Consider the following 17,554-nt stretch of genomic DNA (forward strand, 5'->3'; position numbering starts at 1 on the left):
AAAAAGAACAGATGACTATACAATCATCCGTTCTTTTTTATTACTTTTTAAAAATACCAAATGGTTTTCCAACTGGTAATACAACTTTTTCGAAGTGTGTATTTAACACAGCTGCTGCTGAACCATAGAAAGATAATAATGAAATACATAGTTCAGAATACGCTGCTAAATTATGCATTGCATGCGGCATAACACCTAAAGTACTTAATGAAAGACCGATAAATAAGAAATCAATAAGGACGAAAATCATAAATAATACTTTGTGTGTTTCCATTGCACCAATTGTCATAAAGATCGTAAAAATCAAGTATCCGATAAAGGCTACACCAAGCTGTTTTGAATCTGCAGTTTGGGCTAATTTTTCGCCAAATACTCCAAGTTGAATTAACCAAGTCATTCCAACACCTAACCAAAATAGGCCGTACGCACCAAATGCTGTTGTACCGAACGTATTGTTATGCTTTGCATCGTGAATGCATGCAAAGATTTGTGCAAATCCTCCTAAAAAGATTGCCCATGGTAATACAAGTGAAACGCCATCTGTTAAGCCTAATTTTTGAGATGATGCTACAAGTGTTACCATCGCTAATCCAAAGAGACCGATTCCAGATGGATCTGCTGTTGTCATTTTCACATGATGTGTAGTAGTTTGATTGCTCATATAAACCTCCTGATTATAAACATACTCGAATACAATACTTAAATCAGAAGGCTATGTCAATGGTTTTTTTTGTATGTTGTCAGACCTTATTCCCTATAATAATCGAATACATTTTTTGCCACATCATACGGTTTTATATTTACATTTAGCAACTCATTTATCGGTATCCATAAAGGTGTATAACTCCCTCTACCTTTCAACTCGAACTCATCGCCTTTACCACTTCCGAAAACTCCACCTGTAGTATGGGCATTATAATAATACTCCGTACCTTTATACTCCACCATTGCAATCAAATGCTCCACTTGTATATGTACCCCTAATTCTTCATAAACCTCTCGCTTCGTTGCTTCTTCAGGTGTTTCTCCTTCTTCAATTCCCCCGCCTGGAAAAACAAAATACACCTCACCTTCTCGAACACGTTTTATAAGAGCGATTTTACCGTCCTGTACAATAATAGCTGCACCACGATTTCTTCTCACTTTATTACCTCAACACCAATCGCAACTGTTCCCCATTCTTTTTCTTGTTCTTTCGTATAGATTTTGTATGTACTTTCTAACATTTCCTCTAAGCTAACATTTTCACAATCAAATAATTTTCCATCAATTTGTTTGTACATTTCCTTAAAACTCTCGTATCGCTTTGTCTCTGTTACCTTTACAATAATTGTTTCTGCCGTCGTAAGGTTGGTAAATACAATTTCATCACCATGTTTTATTTGTTGACGCTTTTTATCATACAATCTAACTTCAAATACTTTTTTACCCGAATAAATAGATTGAAAAGGCTCATTATATAGTCCCATTTTATATCTCATATTTCCCACTCCTTTTCATTAGTCTAACATATAGGGAATATTCATCTTCCCTCTCCTCAGAAATACTAAACGTGACAATCTTACCGGTTGTTAGAAGTGAAGAATTAATAATAATGATGCTATACTGTATACGTTGTCCAACAAAATCCCACACATATGAGAGGAGTTTGCTACACTATGCGCTACGTTATCGTAACAGGAACTTCACAAGGTTTAGGTGAGGCAATCGCCGTGCAATTGTTAGAAGAAAATACAACCGTTATCTCTATTTCTAGAAGAGAAAATAAACAGCTTGCAAAACTCGCAGAGCAAAACGACAGCAATTGTATTTTCCATTCCATAGATCTTCAAGATGTACATAATTTAGAAACTCATTTTAACGAAGTCTTTTCATCTATTCAAAAAGACAATGTCTCATCGATTCATTTAATTAATAATGCAGGCACAGTTGCACCAATAAAACCCATCGAAAAATCAGAAAGTGAACAATTCATTACGAACGTTCATATTAATTTAATTGCGCCGATGATCCTTACTTCCACTTTCATGAAACAGACGAAAGACTGGAAAGTAGATAAACGCATTATAAATATTTCATCTGGTGCAGGAAAAAATCCTTATTTCGGATGGGGAGCTTATTGTACAACGAAAGCTGGTGTAAATATGTTTACACAGTGCGTAGCTACTGAGGAAGTAGAGAAAGAATATCCTGTAAAAACTGTCGCTTTCGCACCGGGTGTTGTTGATACAAATATGCAAGCACAAATTCGTGAAACAAATAAGGAAGACTTTATTAACTTAGAACGATTCACCGCATTAAAAGAAGAAGGAAAGCTACTGTCACCTGAATATGTTGCGAAAGCTATTCGTAACTTATTAGAGAATGAAGACTTTCCGCAAGGCGAAGTTATTCGAATTGATGAATAACAAAAAGGCACGCTAAATTAGCGCGCCTTTTTGTTCTATTTCTCTAAAAATATAAGTACCGACTCCATAATCTTCTCATAACCAATTTCTTGATAAATTTTATTAGACGTTGGATTGGCTAGATCAGTATATAATGTCGTTGTTTTGTAGCCTTCATCTAACATACGTTGACTAAGTCCGGCTACACAAATAGATGCATATCCTTTTTTTCGTTCTTCTTTCGGCGTATAAACGAAATTGACTGTTATATTATTTGTAGTCGGTCTCGTTTTTGCAGCTACAGAGACTAGTTTTCCGCCCACCTCCAGACCAAATAGACGGTTAGTAGTTATTAGTGTATATGCAGTTTGTTTTGCTTCTTCTTTCGTAATAGGAAGCTTCACATCTTCACAAAATTGATATATCCACTGTTCTATTAATGGCAACTCATCACTATTTACTGCTCGAAAAATTCCATCTCCGCTCCACTTCTTCTTTACTTGTTTTAATTCATATACACCTTGTTCCATTCCAAGTGTAGTTTTTTTCTGTTCTAATATCGCAATCTCTTCAGCTAATTTCTGTACGATTTTTTTATTACCAATCAATCCAGGAATATCTGGATATACATTCGTTAATTGCTTTGCAAGTTCCACTATAGCCTCTTCCGAAATTTCAGATGTAGCTACAATAACTTGTTTCTCCACTGTTTGAAGAAATACAATCGTAACTTCTTCCCCTTGTTTCGCTGCCGCCATAAACATCGGCTCTTCAGCAACTTGTAATACACCTAATAGCAAATTATTCTCCTGCTCATTCTTTTCTAAAAATGGTATAACATCCTCTTTAAAATGAATAACATTTTCATATACTTGTAATTGAATCATCGACAATCTCTTCCCTCAATTTATATTTAAATAAAGTATTGGCGATTAATTCATTAAATCCTTCTTTTACGATTCAATAATATTTGAAACTAATGTGTTCAAATCATTTTCAGCATGCAACACTCTCTTCTTTTCCTTCTCAAATAGCTCCTCTTCTTTTCTAAACGATTCTTTACGTTTATTAATCATACGCTCCATCTCTTTTTTACTCGGTCCACCATATACATTTCTTTTTTGAATAAAAGCTTCTGGTGATATGATTTCTTTCCACTCTTCTTCTAATAAATTTACTTTCAAATTTTCTTGTAAGTATACATTTATGTCTTTGAAATTTAATTCATGTAACTCCTTTTTCTGCTCCAATGACATATTCGCAATCGCACTTGCTGCATGATGTGCATGCCGAAATGGTATTTCATAGTTTTTTGTTAAAACATCTGCGAAATCTGTAATCGTAATCGCGTGTTTATATGAACGACTTTTTAACGTTTCCTCTTCTACTTTCATCGTTCGAATAACTGCGTTCATAATACAAAAAACACGAATCGCCTTTTCGATTCCTTTATATAAATACGGCTGCAAGTCATCCTCCGTATCGACAATATCGCCAAATGGTGTATTATGAATCATTTGAAATACAGTAAAGGCTTCCCCTAAAGCACTACTCGTAATAGCACGGGCATGTTCAATTGAAACAGGATTTCGTTTTTGCGGCATAATACTACTTATTTGCACATATGGCTTCGCTACAGTAATCCCATCATATTCTTTCGTCGCTAATAGTAAAAAATCATGAATCCACCTACTCGTGTTCGTCATAATAACCATTAGTAACGAACTAACTTCTAATAAATAATCCGCCCCAGCAACAGCATCATATGAGTTCTCAATTACATTTGTAAATCCAAGCAACTGTGCCACTCGTTCTCGCTTAATCGGGAAGCTTGTTGTAGAAAGGGCAGCTGCCCCCATTGGAGAATGATTTACAAGATGATACGCTTTTTTCATTCTTTCTAAATCTCGTTGCATCGTATCATAAATTGCCAAAACATAATGACCAAATGTTGTTGGCTGCGCCGGTTGTGTATGTGTATACGCGGGCATAATTGTTTCCATATGTTCATCGGCAAGCTCCAGCATACTTTCTTGCAGCAATAAATGATGTTCCATTAACCGTAATACAAATTGCCGTAAACTCATGCGATACATCGTTACACCCATATCATTTCTACTTCTACCGATATGCATATTACTTACAAATTCACACTTTGCTTCTTGAGAAAGCAAATGTTCAACTAAGAAAAAAAGATCTTCATGTTGCTCTGTATATAGCAACTTCTCCTTTGGAATCCCCTCTACTTTTTTAAGTGCGGTTAATATAACTTTCGCTTCTTCTCTTTTCATTAACTTTTCTTCAGTTAACATAGTAATATGTGCCCTATGCACTTGAAACATATCTTTTAATAAATAATTACGCTGAAAATTAAATACGTGCTGTAATACACAATCTACATATGTTTTCCCAGGGAAATCAGCGCCTTCATTTTTAATAAACTCTTCTTTACTCTGTTTCATCACCTTTTCCCCTTTCGCCTAAGTGTTACTACCCATCATACCCAGCGATGGTGAAAAAGTGCTTGTACATAAAAATAAACTCGGCGCTCATAGCACCGAGTTTATTTAATAAAAGTCGCATCATACTTATCACTTTGCAACACTTGGAAGTGTAGATTTGCTAAATGTTTACGTATTTCAGCACTGTCATCTTCATTTAAATTATTTGCCAAGAAAACAATTTCTGTACAGTTTCCGCGTTTATCCATTGCATAAACTGCTTTTGTTACCGTCCATGGTGTATAACCATTCTTTTGCCCGGCATGCCTGAATGTTTTACGATATTTCTTTGCACTCATATCTGTTTCAACGATATTCGCCCACACTTTTTCTTCCGCTTCTGTAAGACCACCTTGATGATTGGCCTTTTGAAGCAGTACCATATAATCGTTAGCGGACGCAGCCGGCAATCTATCCGACCAAATTTTATCATATCGTTCCTCTAAATACAGAGGAATTTCCTTCTGTAATAATGGTCCCTTCTTTTTTAAGCGTTCATGAATAATCATAGCATATTCACGATATTGCTCTTGAGACATTTCTTTTAACTTTTTCTCTATTTTATATTTTGGAACATGTAATTCTTTATGCAAATATCCCGGAATGTATAAAGATGAAACGATCGGAAATAGCGGTTGATGTGCAGGAAGCGCTAAACTTTGTAAATTCCGATTAATATTGTCTAATCCTAATACCTCCATTAAATATTCAGTATTTGCATTAGAACTAAACTTAACCATTCCTTTTGCAACTTCTTCTAAAGAAACCGCTCCTTCAGTTATCTTTTCTTTTTTTTGTAAATAATTTTGCCATCTATCTTGTGCACCACCATCTGTACTCGGCACATAATAACGATTCACATCATTAATTGAAACGAAACTAGACGGATCGATTTTCCCCTCTGTAACTTGTTTCGTATATTCAAGCGCCACAATTAACTTCATCGTACTAGCAACTGGCAATACAACATCTGGATTTACAGAATACACAACTTTATCATTTCTCTTTACTAGAAGAGCGCTATTTTTTTCATTTTTATGCTCTTCAATAAAGGATGCGATGTACTGCGCATCATCATTATTTGAACTCCACACCTTTTTCACTAAAAAGTTACCCGATATCAGCAAAACAAAAATACCCACAATCACTGCGCATACTATAGTTTTTTTCAAGTGAAATTCCTCTCCTATTGTGTAACTCTTCTCTATTTATCTCTTAAAAACAAAATAATGGAGATGATTATTTAAATAATCATCTCCATTATTTTAACTTGCATGTTCCTATTATGTCTACGTCATAGTTTTCACAAAATCCTCAAGAAACTTTTTATAATGTAATGACCAACCAATTCTCACCCAATTTTTCAATGCTTTCGCTTCAGGCTGCGGGCGAAAATCAGCGATACTCTCTCCTTTTGCAGCTCCAATCGTATCGACATCAACACGGCGATACACGTAATCTAAAAGAGATGGATTTACCGCTACCATCATCGTAACTACATCGTGCACTGGGCTTCCTGTTATTTTAGGATTTAGGTTTTTATAAGCTTTATAATAATAATTGAAAATCGGTTCTATTAATTTCTTGAAATTCGTTTTAGAATGTTTCGTAATATATTTCACCATTTCCGGTGTAATAATCGCTTCTGAAGTAACGTTAAGCGGTATTAATGTCACATTTTTTGCATTTTGCATAACTAATTGTGATGCAATTGGGTCTCCATGAAAATTTGCCTCCGCGACTGGCGTAACATTTCCGGGCATTAAAAAAGCACCGCCCATTATATAATATTCTTTCACGTACTTCATCATCGGTTTTTCTAAAATAAATGCCGTCGCCAATGTTGTTGACCTGCCAGCATCAACAATGATTAATTCTCCTTTATACTTTTCAAGAATATCGAAAAATGCACAAAATGATTTTATATTTGGAGAAAAGGCTTTCGGAGGCTTAATTGGTCCTAAGCCATCTGCACCGTGAATCTCCGGATAATACGTCACAAAATCTCCGGATAAAGGAATTTTCGCACCATTAATAACAGGTATATCTTCTCGCCCTGCCATTTGCAATAAATAAGCCGCATTACTTGTCGCCTTTTCTTGTGTTACATTTCCATATCCCGTTACGACACCAACAATATCAATATCAGGATGTAACAATCCATACATAATTGCTAAAGAGTCATCAATTCCTGGGTCTCCTAAAAATAATATTTTTTTCATAGACCTCAACTCCATCCCATCAATTGTTATTACTTTATGAATGTATGGCGGAATACAGACTGAAAAAGAAAATTTTGTATAAACAAAAAACGTAGGAACTTCGCATTAGAAGTCCCTACGTTTTTCAATATTTTTATGCTACTTTTTTCATCGTAAACATACTACCAATTATATACGCAATAAATGCAAAGCAAATCGGGAAAACAACTGTATGTATACCGAATGGATTAGGATAGCAAAGGTGAATAAACATATAGGAACCTACTCCAACTAAAATAGATGCGAGAGCTCCAGTTGCATTTCCCTTTTTCCAATATAACCCTAACACAATCGGCCAAATGAACGCTGCTTCTAAACCACCGAAAGAAAATAAATTTAACCAAATTAAAAAATCTGGTGGTTTAATAGCCGCTGCATAAACAAGCAGTCCTACGATACCAGTAATCCACAGACTTCCTTTTTTTATCGTACTAGCCGCTGCATCTTTATTTATGTAGTTCACATATATATCTTTAATAATTGACGAACTTACAAGTAATAATAATGAGTTCACAGTAGACATTATCGCTGCCATTGGTGCAGCTAAGAAAACTCCAGCTAACCAAGGTGGCAACACTTCCATCGCGAGTAGCGGCATTACTTTATCTGGTACCGTTATGCCTGGAAGGACTACTCTTGCAAACACACCTGTTAAATGCATACCAATCATAATTGTACCGACGACAACCGTTCCAATGATTAATGCTTGGTGCATAGCTTTTGAATTTTTATAAGACATAGCACGCACACTAATTTGCGGTAATCCAACGACACCAATTCCAATTAAAATCCAAAATGATGTGACATATGATTTCGTTAAACTTCCATCCGCTCCGAACGGTGTTATTAAATTCGGATTAATTTGAATAAGTTCCTGCATAATCTTTTCAACTCCGCCACCAGCAATGACAGTAGCAATTAAAATGATTGTTGTTCCGACTAACATAATGATTCCTAATAACGTATCTGATAAAGCGACTGCACGAAATCCGCCAATTAACACATACACAAGTACAGAAAATGTAAATAAAAATAGTGCCGTTGTGTAGGAAAGTCCTGTTAGCGACTCAATTAATCGTCCGCCGCCAACCCACTGGGCTACTGTTGCTGAGAACAAAAAGATTATAATACATAACGCAGAAAGAACAACTACCGCTTTATTATTGTATCTGCCCTTTAAATAATCAATAAGCGTAATTGCTTCCATCTTCCTAGCGATAATAGCAAACTTTTTACCAATAACCGTCAAAACGATATATCCTGTTACAACTTGAATCGCTGATAACAGCACCCATCCAAGACCCATATTGTAAGCAATACCAGGCCCGCCGATAAAGCTACTTGCACTACCGTACGTAGCAATCATCGTCATAGCTAATAATAAGCCACCTAGTTCACGCCCACCAAGAAAATATTCTTGTAAAAATTTATTATTAGCGGTTGCTTGTACACGTCTTGATGCATATACACCAATTAAAAACACAACGATAAAAGAAATTATCATTGGGATTATTACATACCAATTCATCTATCATTCCTCACTTTTTTCTTCCTCATCGAGTAAAATATCTTGAAATAAAAAACGAACAACTAAAATAAGCAAAATAACCATTACGATAAATCCAACGATACAGCTATAAAAAAACCATGCTGGAAAACCTAATACATATGTATATTCACTCGGATCCTTACTTCCAAGTCCATAAGCAAATCCATACCATATTATAAAATTAATAATAGCTAATCCAAGACCAATTAACGCTTCTCTATAGGCAACTCGAAAGCGCGGATCATCATGATAATTCTTCATTTTCTTCCCCCTCTCACGATGTATAATTGTACCACTGTTCTTCTAGTTTTTCCTACTAGAAAACAAAAACGCGCAGGATTTTTTGTAATTATATAGAATACAATGTTTCATTACATATTTTTTACAATTGTAATGAAAATGAAATTTGAATTTTCAGCATTTGTTATTTATGATTTTAAGTAGAGGCTTTTCATCTAGTTCCCACATCCTTGATTTCGGAATAAACGCCGTCTCGTACTGCGTTTAAATTATATTTTCAAGGGGGTTATACAATGAGTCAACTAGCTGTAAATCTTCATGAAAAGGTAGAGAAATTTCTTCAAGGCACAAAGAAACTATATGTGAACGGAGCGTTCATCGAAAGCGCTTCCGGAAAAACGTTTAAAACTCCTAACCCAGCAACTGGTGAAACACTCGCTATCGTTGCTGAAGCTGGTCGCGAAGACATTCATAAAGCTGTTGTAGCTGCTCGAATGGCTTTCGATGAAGGTCCTTGGTCACGCATGAGCACCGCTGAACGAAGCCGTCTTATGTACAAGCTCGCTGATTTAATGGAAGAGCATAAAGAAGAGCTGGCACAGCTTGAAACTTTAGATAACGGAAAACCAATCCGCGAAACTTTAGCAGCAGACGTTCCTCTTGCAATTGAACATATGCGCTATTATGCTGGCTGGGCTACAAAAATCGTTGGACAAACAATCCCTGTTTCTGGTGAATATTTTAACTATACACGCCATGAAGCTGTTGGTGTTGTCGGTCAAATTATCCCATGGAACTTCCCACTTCTTATGGCAATGTGGAAAATGGGTGCAGCCCTTGCAACAGGATGTACAATCGTTTTAAAACCTGCAGAACAAACTCCACTATCCGCTCTATACTTAGCTGAATTAATTGAAGAAGCTGGATTCCCGAAAGGCGTTATTAACATCGTTCCTGGATTCGGTGAAACAGCTGGACAAGCTCTCGTTAATCATCCACTCGTAGATAAAATTGCATTTACAGGCTCTACTCCAGTCGGCAAACAAATTATGAGACAAGCATCTGAATCGTTAAAACGCGTTACATTAGAGCTTGGTGGTAAGTCGCCAAACATTATTTTACCAGACGCTGACTTATCTCGAGCGATTCCTGCTGCCCTTTCTGGTGTTATGTTTAACCAAGGACAAGTGTGCTGCGCTGGGTCACGCTTATTTATTCCGAAGAAAATGTACGATAATGTCATGGCTGATCTCGTTCTATATTCAAAAAAATTAAATCAAGGCGCTGGTCTAAATCCAGAGACTACAATCGGACCTCTCGTTTCTGAAGAACAGCAAAAACGTGTAATGGGCTATATTGAAAAAGGCATTGCAGAAGGTGCTGAAGTACTTTGCGGAGGAAACAAACCATTCGATCAAGGTTACTTCGTTTCTCCTACAGTATTCGCTGATGTAAATGATGAGATGACAATCGCTAAAGAAGAAATTTTCGGTCCAGTTATTTCTGCATTACCGTTTAACGATATTGATGAAGTAATTGATCGTGCGAATAAATCACAATTCGGCTTAGCGGCTGGTGTATGGACAGAAAACGTAAAAACTGCACATTATATTGCAAGCAAAGTACGTGCAGGTACAGTATGGGTAAACTGTTATAACGTCTTTGATGCAGCATCTCCATTTGGAGGATTTAAACAATCTGGCCTTGGCCGCGAAATGGGATCTTACGCGCTGAACAACTATACAGAAGTGAAGAGCGTTTGGATTAACTTAAATTAACGAGAAAGAACCTGACCATACTCGGTCAGGTTCTTTTCATTATGTATTCACTTACACTTGCAACCCGCCGCTCACATTTAATACCTCTCCTGTAATATAAGACGCATACTCTGATGCTAAAAAGGCAGCTGCGTTTGCAATATCTTCTGGTGTTCCGATTCTCCCAACTGGAATCGCTCCAACCATTTTTTCTTTTACTTTATCCGGTATTGTTTTTGTCATATCAGTATCCATAAACCCTGGACAAATCGCATTACACGTAATACCAAAACTTCCAACCTCTTTCGCTGCTGTTTTTGTTAAGCCTACAACCCCTGCCTTTGTAGCCGCATAATTTGCTTGTCCAATATTTCCTTCCCTACTAATAGAAGAAATATTAATAATCCGTCCATATTGTTGTTGCCTCATATAAAGAAGTGCTGGCTGCATACAATAAAAAACGCCAGTTAAGTTCACTTGTAATACTTGTTCCCAAGCAGACTTCTCCATCTTATGTAACATTGCATCTTTTGTAATCCCAGCGTTATTCACTAAAATATGTAATGTACCAAATTTTTGCACCGCATATTCAATTAACGACTTCGCTTCATTTTGATTACTCACATCACATCGATATAAGCTCACATCATACCCTTCATCTGATAATTCACGTGTCGTTTCTTGTAGCTTCTCTTCATTTACATCACTAATTAATACTTTAGCCCCTAGTTTTGCAAAAACTCGTGCGATTTCTTTTCCAATCCCCTGCGCAGCACCCGTTACAACAGCTGTTTTCCCATTCAACAAGTCCATCCCTATCCCCCATTTCTATTAGTTATATTGTATATTTCGGCTCTCTGCTTTCCAAATCCTCTTTGTATAAAAAAGTCTATTTGTGTCAAACTAACTTTGCAACGTCGCATAAAGTGAAACTTTAATCAGTGGGGGGTTTGTTCATCCCCCACTGATTATTAGCCCTCACCAATCGGGCATTTACGGGCAGTTAATCTCCCACCTAGCTTCTTTGTTCCATCTGAATTTTGAGGTGGGAGTTTTACTACCCGTTTATGCGGGATAAAACACAAGGAGATTGTGTCGAATGAAAAAAAAGAATGTAAATCGAAACAAAGCTGCCGATGGCATTGATGTTGAGTTCGCTCGCGAACTCGCTGACCACAATGACTTAGAAGCAAACGCACGTGCAAATGCCGCTGATGCACGTCAAAAACGCCAATCAACAGAAAAATAAGGCACTACAACGTTCCTTATTCTTTTCAACAGGGACCTACTACCCATCAAAATAAACCGAGAGTATCTCTCGGTTTATTTTCTATATTTCTTTACGTAGTGCGCTAAAGCAAGTAACGGATATATATGCCCATAACTATGGTAGCGAATATAAAAGCCACCCGGTAACCCTGTACCAGTAGGATATTTTTCATTCATAGTAGACTGCGCGAGCAAATATGAAATTCCTTTTCGAATAATCGGTGTTTCTTGATCGTAGTAAGAAATAAGTGCATCAAGTGCCCACGCTGTTTGTGACGGCGTGCTAAAGGGTAAAGAAATAATTTTTTTCTCTACACTACTTTGACAGGATTCTCCCCACCCTCCGTCTTCATGCTGCAAATGCTCGAGCCATGAAGCTGCTTTTTTCAACGATGGATGAGTAGAAGGCACTTCTACTGCACGTAAGCCTGTCATCGTTGCCCATGTCCCGTATATATAACATATCCCCCATTTTCCATACCATGATCCATTCTGTTCCTGTACATCCATTAACCATTTGATAGCTTTCTTTTTTCGCTCTTCAGACAATTCATTCGGTGCATACGTTCCGAATAATTCTAACACCCTACCTGTAATATCTGGTGTGGACGGATCGGTTATCATATCACTCGCATTTTCAATCGGCAAATTCGATAGTAACTTGCTCGTTACCCCTCGTTCAAAAGCTCCCCAGCCTCCATCATTGTTTTGCAATCCTTTTACCCATTTCACGCCTCTTCCCCAAGCCTTATCTACTCTATCATTCCCTCTACTTCGCGCTAACGCTCTAAGGACAGCCGTAGTATCGTCTATATCAGGGATCGTCGTATTAACATCTGAAAATCCCCAACCGCCAGCTACAAGTGATGATGCATGTACGCTCCAATCTACCTTTTTAGTTTGTTGTTTTTGCAATAAATACTCTGTCGCCCTTTGAATCATCTTATTTTCATTTGTAACTTTAGCTTCTTGCAATGAATAGCTAAGTAAAGCGGTATCCCATACGGTAGAAGGAGAATTTTGCAAATGACTTCCTCTGTCCATCTTCCATATATAAGATTTTAATCCTGTCACAGCTTTCTCAATAATTGGAGACTGAATAGAGTGCCCTAATGCAAGCAAAGCATAAATCATATAAAACGTAGCACTCGCGTAACTATACAAAGTTCCATTTTCATCTATACGCTCCTTCATAAAGCGCTCTACTTCTTCGTATCCTTTATGATGTAACGATAATGGATATGATATTACCTTTTTCACATCACCTAAAAACAATTGAAACAGCGGAGACCGCTCCTCTCGAAACCATTGCCCACCCCCGCCTGCAATATGATCTAAATTTGGCAATAACTTTTTCTCTACACGGAATCTCTTATTCATACAAATCATCATCGGAATTAAATGTATACGCGCTGAGCTGCTTAGCCCAAATATACTGAGGGGGGAGTCATCTTGTAAAAATAAGATTGGCGTTGGAAAGTGAAAAAGCGCAGGAAATTCATATTCTCCATGAATCGCTAATAAAAATTTCGTCATAAAATGAGCACGAGAAACTCCCCCGTGTTCCTCAATAAACATTTCAGCTCGCCTCATATTCATATCTTCTTTCGAATATTTTTCCGAAGCAAGTAAAGCAGCATATGCTTGAATCGTGGCGGATAAATTCCCTCCCCTTTCATCTTCATATAATTTCCAAGTCCCTTCATTTGTTTGAAGAGATGCTAACCTTTTCACAAACGGTTCTATTTCGTCATTTCGCCCTAATAATTTGAGTAAAAAAATCATATGACAATCCGTTAGTAAAGCTCCTTCAAAACAAAATGACCACGTTCCGTCTTGCCTTTGCATCGTTTGAAGTGCAGTCGTTCTCCGCTCTATCTCCTCACGCACTTTGTCATATAGTAGCACACCGCTCACCCACCCTTTCTAAGTCCGTATACGATATTCGAAAACTTAGCTAAATATGTATGAAAACAAAGAAAAGCAGAACGTGTATTACACACATTCTGCTTACAAACAATACCCAACCCCGACAACAATTCCTAATAGTGCACCAACAACAACTTGATACGGTGTATGTCCAACGAGCTCATTTAACTTTTTATATTCTGTTTGTCTACCATGAAAAAAATCATTCAATATTTTCGCTTGCTTACTTACCGCAAGCCTTACTCCTGAAGCATCGTACATAACAATAATGGCAAAAATAGCGGCAACCGCAAATATTGGACTCTCCACACCTTCCACCACTCCGACACCTGTAGCAAGTGCAGTAACAGTCGAAGCATGCGAACTTGGCATTCCACCTGAAGCAAAGAACTTAGCAAAATCAAACTCGCCTGTTTTTATTAATTTAAAAACGACTTTCGTTAACTGTGCTAAAAACCAAGAAATTACAGCTGCTATAAGTGGGTCATTATGTAAAATTGTTTCCATGTTTTCAGCTCCTCACTGACTATAATGGAATTTCTATATAATATAAGTATAAAGAAAAATACGTAGAAAATACTACGCATTATGATACTTTTGCTGATTTATTTTTAATAAATTTTGGTTGTTTCTGTAGTAGAAACTTTGTTTTCGCCATTGAAAAGACAAATAAAGCAATCCATATACAGAAAAACGCAATCATATGAGTAGATGTGAAATGTTCACCAAAAACGAACACACCTAAAATTAAACTAATAGTCGGCGCGATGTATTGTAAAAATCCTATCATATAGAGCGGAATAAGTTGTGCTCCTTTAGCAAAATAAAAGAGTGGTAACGCTGTAACAATACCCGCCCCTATTAAAAGAAACGTTGATATTGCCGAAATAGAACCGAACGAACCAAAGCCATGAACTCCTGTCATAAACAAATATATAAGTGCAAATGGCGTCACTAACATCGTTTCCATCGTAAGCCCAATTGTTGCGTCGTAATTTAATAATTTTTTCGTTAATCCATATAATCCAAATGAAAAAGCAAGTGAAAGAGAAACCCATGGAATTGATCCGAAACGTATCGTTAAAATAACAACACCTAATCCAGCTAAACCAACCGCAACATATTGCCAAAAATTAAGCTTCTCTTTTAAAACAACTGTACCAAGTAAAATACTTATAAGTGGATTAATATAATACCCAAGACTTGCTTCGATTACATGGTTATGATTTACGGCCCATATGTATACAAACCAGTTTCCACTAATAAGTACCGAAGCAATTGTTAATGACATTAATAATTTAGGTCGTTTAAAAAGGGCCACTAACTCCCCACCAAACTGACGAAACCTCTTCGTTACTCCTAAAACTAACAACATAAAAACAAATGCCCAAACGATGCGGTGTGCTAATATTTCATCCGCCGGTACTTCCTCCACCCATTTCCAATAAATCGGAAGAACTCCCCACATCGTATACGCACCCGCCGCATATATAATCCCCTGCTTTTGCTCTGCTGTTTGACTCCCCATCTTCCCTGTTCTCCTCTTCTCTTTTTTTCTTCATTATAAGGTCTCACATACTTACTTTACCAATATTCAATCTGCATTTCTTTCGACATTCCTCTTGCAAATCCGTTATATGTATAAAAACACTCCTACTGTTATAATAACGAGCGCCGGAATACCGAAGACAAATTTACTTTTATGTGTCTTATGATGAAACATATACATACCAATCCAAGCTCCAACCGCTCCTCCAGCTGCAGCTGATAAAAACAATGTACTTTCTGGCGTTCTCCACTGCTTTTTCTTTGCTTTTCGCTTATCAAGCCCCATCATACTAAATGCTATAACGTTGATAATAATAAAATAAATCCATTTCATCTCTTTCTCTCCCTTAAAAAATTCGCTTTATGTTAACACGAAAATAAGGTGTGCACAAATAAAAATGGCTATAGGTAAAAAAAAACTTTAGCCTACAACCATCATTGTAATACCTTATACTTTATTTCTAATCTTACTATGTTTTTTCGCGTATATAAAATAAATAAAAATACCTACAATAACCCAAATTGCAAAACTGATTAAAGTGGTTTTAGAAAGATTTAATGCTAAATATAAACAACTTACTATCGCAAGTATAGGTAAGAATGGAACTAACGGAGCACGGAACGGTCTTTTCAAATTAGGATGTGTCTTCCTTAATACAATTACAGCTATAGATACAAATATGAAAGCTGTTATCGTTCCCACATTCACTAAATTTGCCAACAAATTCAAGTCCAATAAACCTGCTAATACAGCCGCAAGAATACCCGTAATCCATGTATTAAAAAATGGTGTTTGATAACGTTTATGAACACTCGAAAATCTTTTTGGTAACAATCCATCTCGGCTCATCGAGTATGATACTCGAACAAATGCGAACATAGCAACTAACAGAACTGTTGTTAAACCAGCTATCGCTCCAACTGATAATAGACCAGCAATTCTATCCTCTCCTACAATACGCAGTGCATATGCTACTGGATCAGCTACATTCAGATCCGTAAATGGAACCATTCCAGTTAACACGAATGAAACACCAACATAAAGAATTGTACAAATGCATAAAGAGACAAGTAATCCAATTGGAACGTTACGTTGTGGGCGTTTCACTTCCTCTGCTGCTGTTGCAACTGCATCGAAACCTAAAAAGGCAAAAAATACAGTAGCAGCTCCTCCAATAACACCATGGTATCCAAAAGGAAGAAACGGCTGCCAATTCTCTGGCTTTACATAGTTTGCTCCTACAATAATAAATACTAAAATAACAGCCAGTTTGATAATAACCATTATATTATTTATACGTGCACTTTCTTTCACACCACGACTTAGTAAAAATGTAACAACTAAAATAATAATAACCGCTGGCAAGTCGATAATCCCGCCATTCCCCATCCCTGGTGCAGAAGCAACGATTGCCGGAATATGAATATTAAACCCTAGTAGCAATGACTGAAAATAGGCTGACCATCCCGCCGCCACCGCAGAAGTAGCTAATAAGTACTCTAACATAACACACCAGCCAACTATAAAAGCAAAAATCTCACCTAATGTCATATACGTATACGAATACACACTTCCTGAGACCGGGACTGTAGATGCAAATTCAGCATAACAAAAAGCTACACAAGCACATACAATTGCAGCTAACATGAAAGATAATACAATTGCTGGACCAGCATGTTTCGCTGCTACAATACCTGTTAATACGAAAATGCCTGTACCAATAATTGCTCCAATTCCTAAAAGCGTTAAATCAATTGCTCCTAAAGTTTGCTGTAACACGTTTTTCTTTTCTTCATTCATTGCTTTCTTTATAAATAAACTCATTCGTAGAAACCTCTTTTTCAAAATTATCCCTTACTCATTACAATCTTTATTACTGTTGCTATTACACATTAATAATATTCATACTTTACTTTCACTCCCTATATAAACTCCACAAATTACATACCTAAAAATCAGAAAAATCAATCTTCTAAAAACATGCTTGTTAACAAGCGTATTTTTAGAAGATTGATTGAATTTATCACACGATTAATTATATTGTCAACAATATAATTAATTCACCCACATCGAATAATTATAAATAAAATAGTATTCCAAAATATACGATAC

General features: G+C 36.7%; 18 protein-coding genes. 3 read left to right on the top strand and 15 right to left on the bottom strand.

Annotated elements, in window-relative coordinates; all coding sequences use genetic code 11:
- Nucleotides 1-40: 40 nt before the first annotated feature.
- From V7038_RS04895 to V7038_RS04905, 3 genes are all read right to left on the bottom strand, one after another.
- Entirely contained in the window at nt 41-661 is a 621-nt protein-coding gene (locus V7038_RS04895; RefSeq protein WP_002111076.1) for an acetate uptake transporter, read from the bottom strand.
- A gap of 86 nt (nt 662-747) precedes the next feature.
- Entirely contained in the window at nt 748-1,143 is a 396-nt protein-coding gene (locus tag V7038_RS04900) for an NUDIX hydrolase (RefSeq protein ID WP_335469361.1), read from the bottom strand.
- Nucleotides 1,140-1,481 (bottom strand): ASCH domain-containing protein, encoded by a 342-nt coding sequence (locus tag V7038_RS04905; protein WP_070139786.1) that lies wholly within the window; start codon nt 1,479-1,481, stop codon nt 1,140-1,142. Before V7038_RS04905 ends, V7038_RS04900 begins: the two co-directional genes overlap by 4 nt.
- 177 nt (nt 1,482-1,658) lie before the next feature.
- On the opposite strand from V7038_RS04905, the gene V7038_RS04910 reads away from it, so the two are divergent.
- Nucleotides 1,659-2,408: a (S)-benzoin forming benzil reductase gene (locus tag V7038_RS04910; protein ID WP_002111080.1), complete on the top strand. Its 750-nt coding sequence runs from the start codon at nt 1,659-1,661 to the stop codon at nt 2,406-2,408.
- A 35-nt stretch (nt 2,409-2,443) separates the two neighbouring features.
- Here the strand turns inward: V7038_RS04910 and V7038_RS04915 are convergent, their stop codons facing one another.
- The 6 genes from V7038_RS04915 to V7038_RS04940 all read right to left on the bottom strand — a co-directional run bounded on the left by V7038_RS04915 (nt 2,444) and on the right by V7038_RS04940 (nt 8,959).
- A complete protein-coding gene (locus V7038_RS04915) occupies nt 2,444-3,280 on the bottom strand; it encodes a GNAT family N-acetyltransferase (RefSeq protein ID WP_002111081.1) in 837 nt (278 codons plus the stop codon).
- Nucleotides 3,281-3,340: 60 nt separating this feature from the next.
- A complete protein-coding gene (gene argH / locus V7038_RS04920) occupies nt 3,341-4,849 on the bottom strand; it encodes an argininosuccinate lyase (protein ID WP_002111084.1) in 1,509 nt (502 codons plus the stop codon).
- Between the two features lie 101 nt (nt 4,850-4,950).
- Complete coding sequence (locus V7038_RS04925; protein WP_002111085.1) at nt 4,951-6,060, bottom strand: serine hydrolase; 1,110 nt, start codon at nt 6,058-6,060, stop codon at nt 4,951-4,953.
- A 117-nt stretch (nt 6,061-6,177) separates the two neighbouring features.
- Complete coding sequence (locus tag V7038_RS04930; protein ID WP_070128852.1) at nt 6,178-7,110, bottom strand: nucleoside hydrolase; 933 nt, start codon at nt 7,108-7,110, stop codon at nt 6,178-6,180.
- Between the two features lie 133 nt (nt 7,111-7,243).
- Nucleotides 7,244-8,677, bottom strand: a complete 1,434-nt coding sequence (gene panF, locus V7038_RS04935) for a sodium/pantothenate symporter (RefSeq protein ID WP_002111087.1) — start codon at nt 8,675-8,677, stop codon at nt 7,244-7,246.
- Between the two features lie 3 nt (nt 8,678-8,680).
- Complete coding sequence (locus V7038_RS04940; RefSeq protein WP_335469364.1) at nt 8,681-8,959, bottom strand: YhdT family protein; 279 nt, start codon at nt 8,957-8,959, stop codon at nt 8,681-8,683.
- Nucleotides 8,960-9,231: 272 nt separating this feature from the next.
- Here V7038_RS04940 and dhaS point away from each other — a divergent pair, with 272 nt between their 5' ends.
- Entirely contained in the window at nt 9,232-10,716 is a 1,485-nt protein-coding gene (dhaS, locus tag V7038_RS04945) for an aldehyde dehydrogenase DhaS (RefSeq protein WP_002111089.1), read from the top strand.
- Nucleotides 10,717-10,767: 51 nt separating this feature from the next.
- Here dhaS and fabG read toward each other — a convergent pair whose 3' ends face one another.
- Nucleotides 10,768-11,508: a 3-oxoacyl-ACP reductase FabG gene (gene fabG, locus V7038_RS04950; protein ID WP_002111090.1), complete on the bottom strand. Its 741-nt coding sequence runs from the start codon at nt 11,506-11,508 to the stop codon at nt 10,768-10,770.
- 286 nt (nt 11,509-11,794) lie between these two features.
- Between fabG and V7038_RS04955 the strand changes: the two genes are divergently transcribed.
- The gene (locus tag V7038_RS04955) at nt 11,795-11,944 is read left to right on the top strand and encodes a YfhD family protein (RefSeq protein WP_002066466.1); all 150 of its coding nucleotides are present in this window, start codon (nt 11,795-11,797) and stop codon (nt 11,942-11,944) included.
- A 74-nt stretch (nt 11,945-12,018) separates the two neighbouring features.
- Here the strand turns inward: V7038_RS04955 and V7038_RS04960 are convergent, their stop codons facing one another.
- From V7038_RS04960 to V7038_RS04980, 5 genes are all read right to left on the bottom strand, one after another.
- Nucleotides 12,019-13,872, bottom strand: coding sequence for a terpene cyclase/mutase family protein (locus tag V7038_RS04960; RefSeq protein ID WP_335469366.1), 1,854 nt, complete (start codon nt 13,870-13,872; stop codon nt 12,019-12,021).
- Nucleotides 13,873-13,974: 102 nt separating this feature from the next.
- Entirely contained in the window at nt 13,975-14,400 is a 426-nt protein-coding gene (locus V7038_RS04965; RefSeq protein WP_002111092.1) for a divergent PAP2 family protein, read from the bottom strand.
- A 79-nt stretch (nt 14,401-14,479) separates the two neighbouring features.
- A complete protein-coding gene (rarD, locus tag V7038_RS04970; protein ID WP_002014350.1) occupies nt 14,480-15,421 on the bottom strand; it encodes an EamA family transporter RarD in 942 nt (313 codons plus the stop codon).
- A 105-nt stretch (nt 15,422-15,526) separates the two neighbouring features.
- Nucleotides 15,527-15,775, bottom strand: coding sequence for a DUF1294 domain-containing protein (locus tag V7038_RS04975; RefSeq protein ID WP_002111093.1), 249 nt, complete (start codon nt 15,773-15,775; stop codon nt 15,527-15,529).
- Between the two features lie 114 nt (nt 15,776-15,889).
- The gene (locus tag V7038_RS04980; protein ID WP_002111094.1) at nt 15,890-17,266 is read right to left on the bottom strand and encodes an APC family permease; all 1,377 of its coding nucleotides are present in this window, start codon (nt 17,264-17,266) and stop codon (nt 15,890-15,892) included.
- Between the last annotated feature and the right edge of the window lie 288 nt (nt 17,267-17,554).

It is taken from the genome of Bacillus sp. JJ783 (assembly GCF_036963225.1).
Taxonomy (GTDB): Bacteria; Bacillota; Bacilli; order Bacillales; family Bacillaceae_G; genus Bacillus_A; species Bacillus_A cereus_U.

Coding starts and splice junctions, on each gene's coding strand:
- V7038_RS04895 (WP_002111076.1), bottom strand. CDS start 661: ATGAGCAATCAAACTACTACACATCATGTGAAAATGACAACAGCAGAT.
- V7038_RS04905 (WP_070139786.1), bottom strand. CDS start 1,481: ATGAGATATAAAATGGGACTATATAATGAGCCTTTTCAATCTATTTAT.
- V7038_RS04910 (WP_002111080.1), top strand. CDS start 1,659: ATGCGCTACGTTATCGTAACAGGAACTTCACAAGGTTTAGGTGAGGCA.
- argH (WP_002111084.1), bottom strand. CDS start 4,849: ATGAAACAGAGTAAAGAAGAGTTTATTAAAAATGAAGGCGCTGATTTC.
- V7038_RS04930 (WP_070128852.1), bottom strand. CDS start 7,110: ATGAAAAAAATATTATTTTTAGGAGACCCAGGAATTGATGACTCTTTA.
- panF (WP_002111087.1), bottom strand. CDS start 8,677: ATGAATTGGTATGTAATAATCCCAATGATAATTTCTTTTATCGTTGTG.
- V7038_RS04940 (WP_335469364.1), bottom strand. CDS start 8,959: ATGAAGAATTATCATGATGATCCGCGCTTTCGAGTTGCCTATAGAGAA.
- dhaS (WP_002111089.1), top strand. CDS start 9,232: ATGAGTCAACTAGCTGTAAATCTTCATGAAAAGGTAGAGAAATTTCTT.
- fabG (WP_002111090.1), bottom strand. CDS start 11,508: ATGGACTTGTTGAATGGGAAAACAGCTGTTGTAACGGGTGCTGCGCAG.
- V7038_RS04955 (WP_002066466.1), top strand. CDS start 11,795: ATGAAAAAAAAGAATGTAAATCGAAACAAAGCTGCCGATGGCATTGAT.
- V7038_RS04965 (WP_002111092.1), bottom strand. CDS start 14,400: ATGGAAACAATTTTACATAATGACCCACTTATAGCAGCTGTAATTTCT.
- rarD (WP_002014350.1), bottom strand. CDS start 15,421: ATGGGGAGTCAAACAGCAGAGCAAAAGCAGGGGATTATATATGCGGCG.
- V7038_RS04975 (WP_002111093.1), bottom strand. CDS start 15,775: ATGAAATGGATTTATTTTATTATTATCAACGTTATAGCATTTAGTATG.
- V7038_RS04980 (WP_002111094.1), bottom strand. CDS start 17,266: ATGAGTTTATTTATAAAGAAAGCAATGAATGAAGAAAAGAAAAACGTG.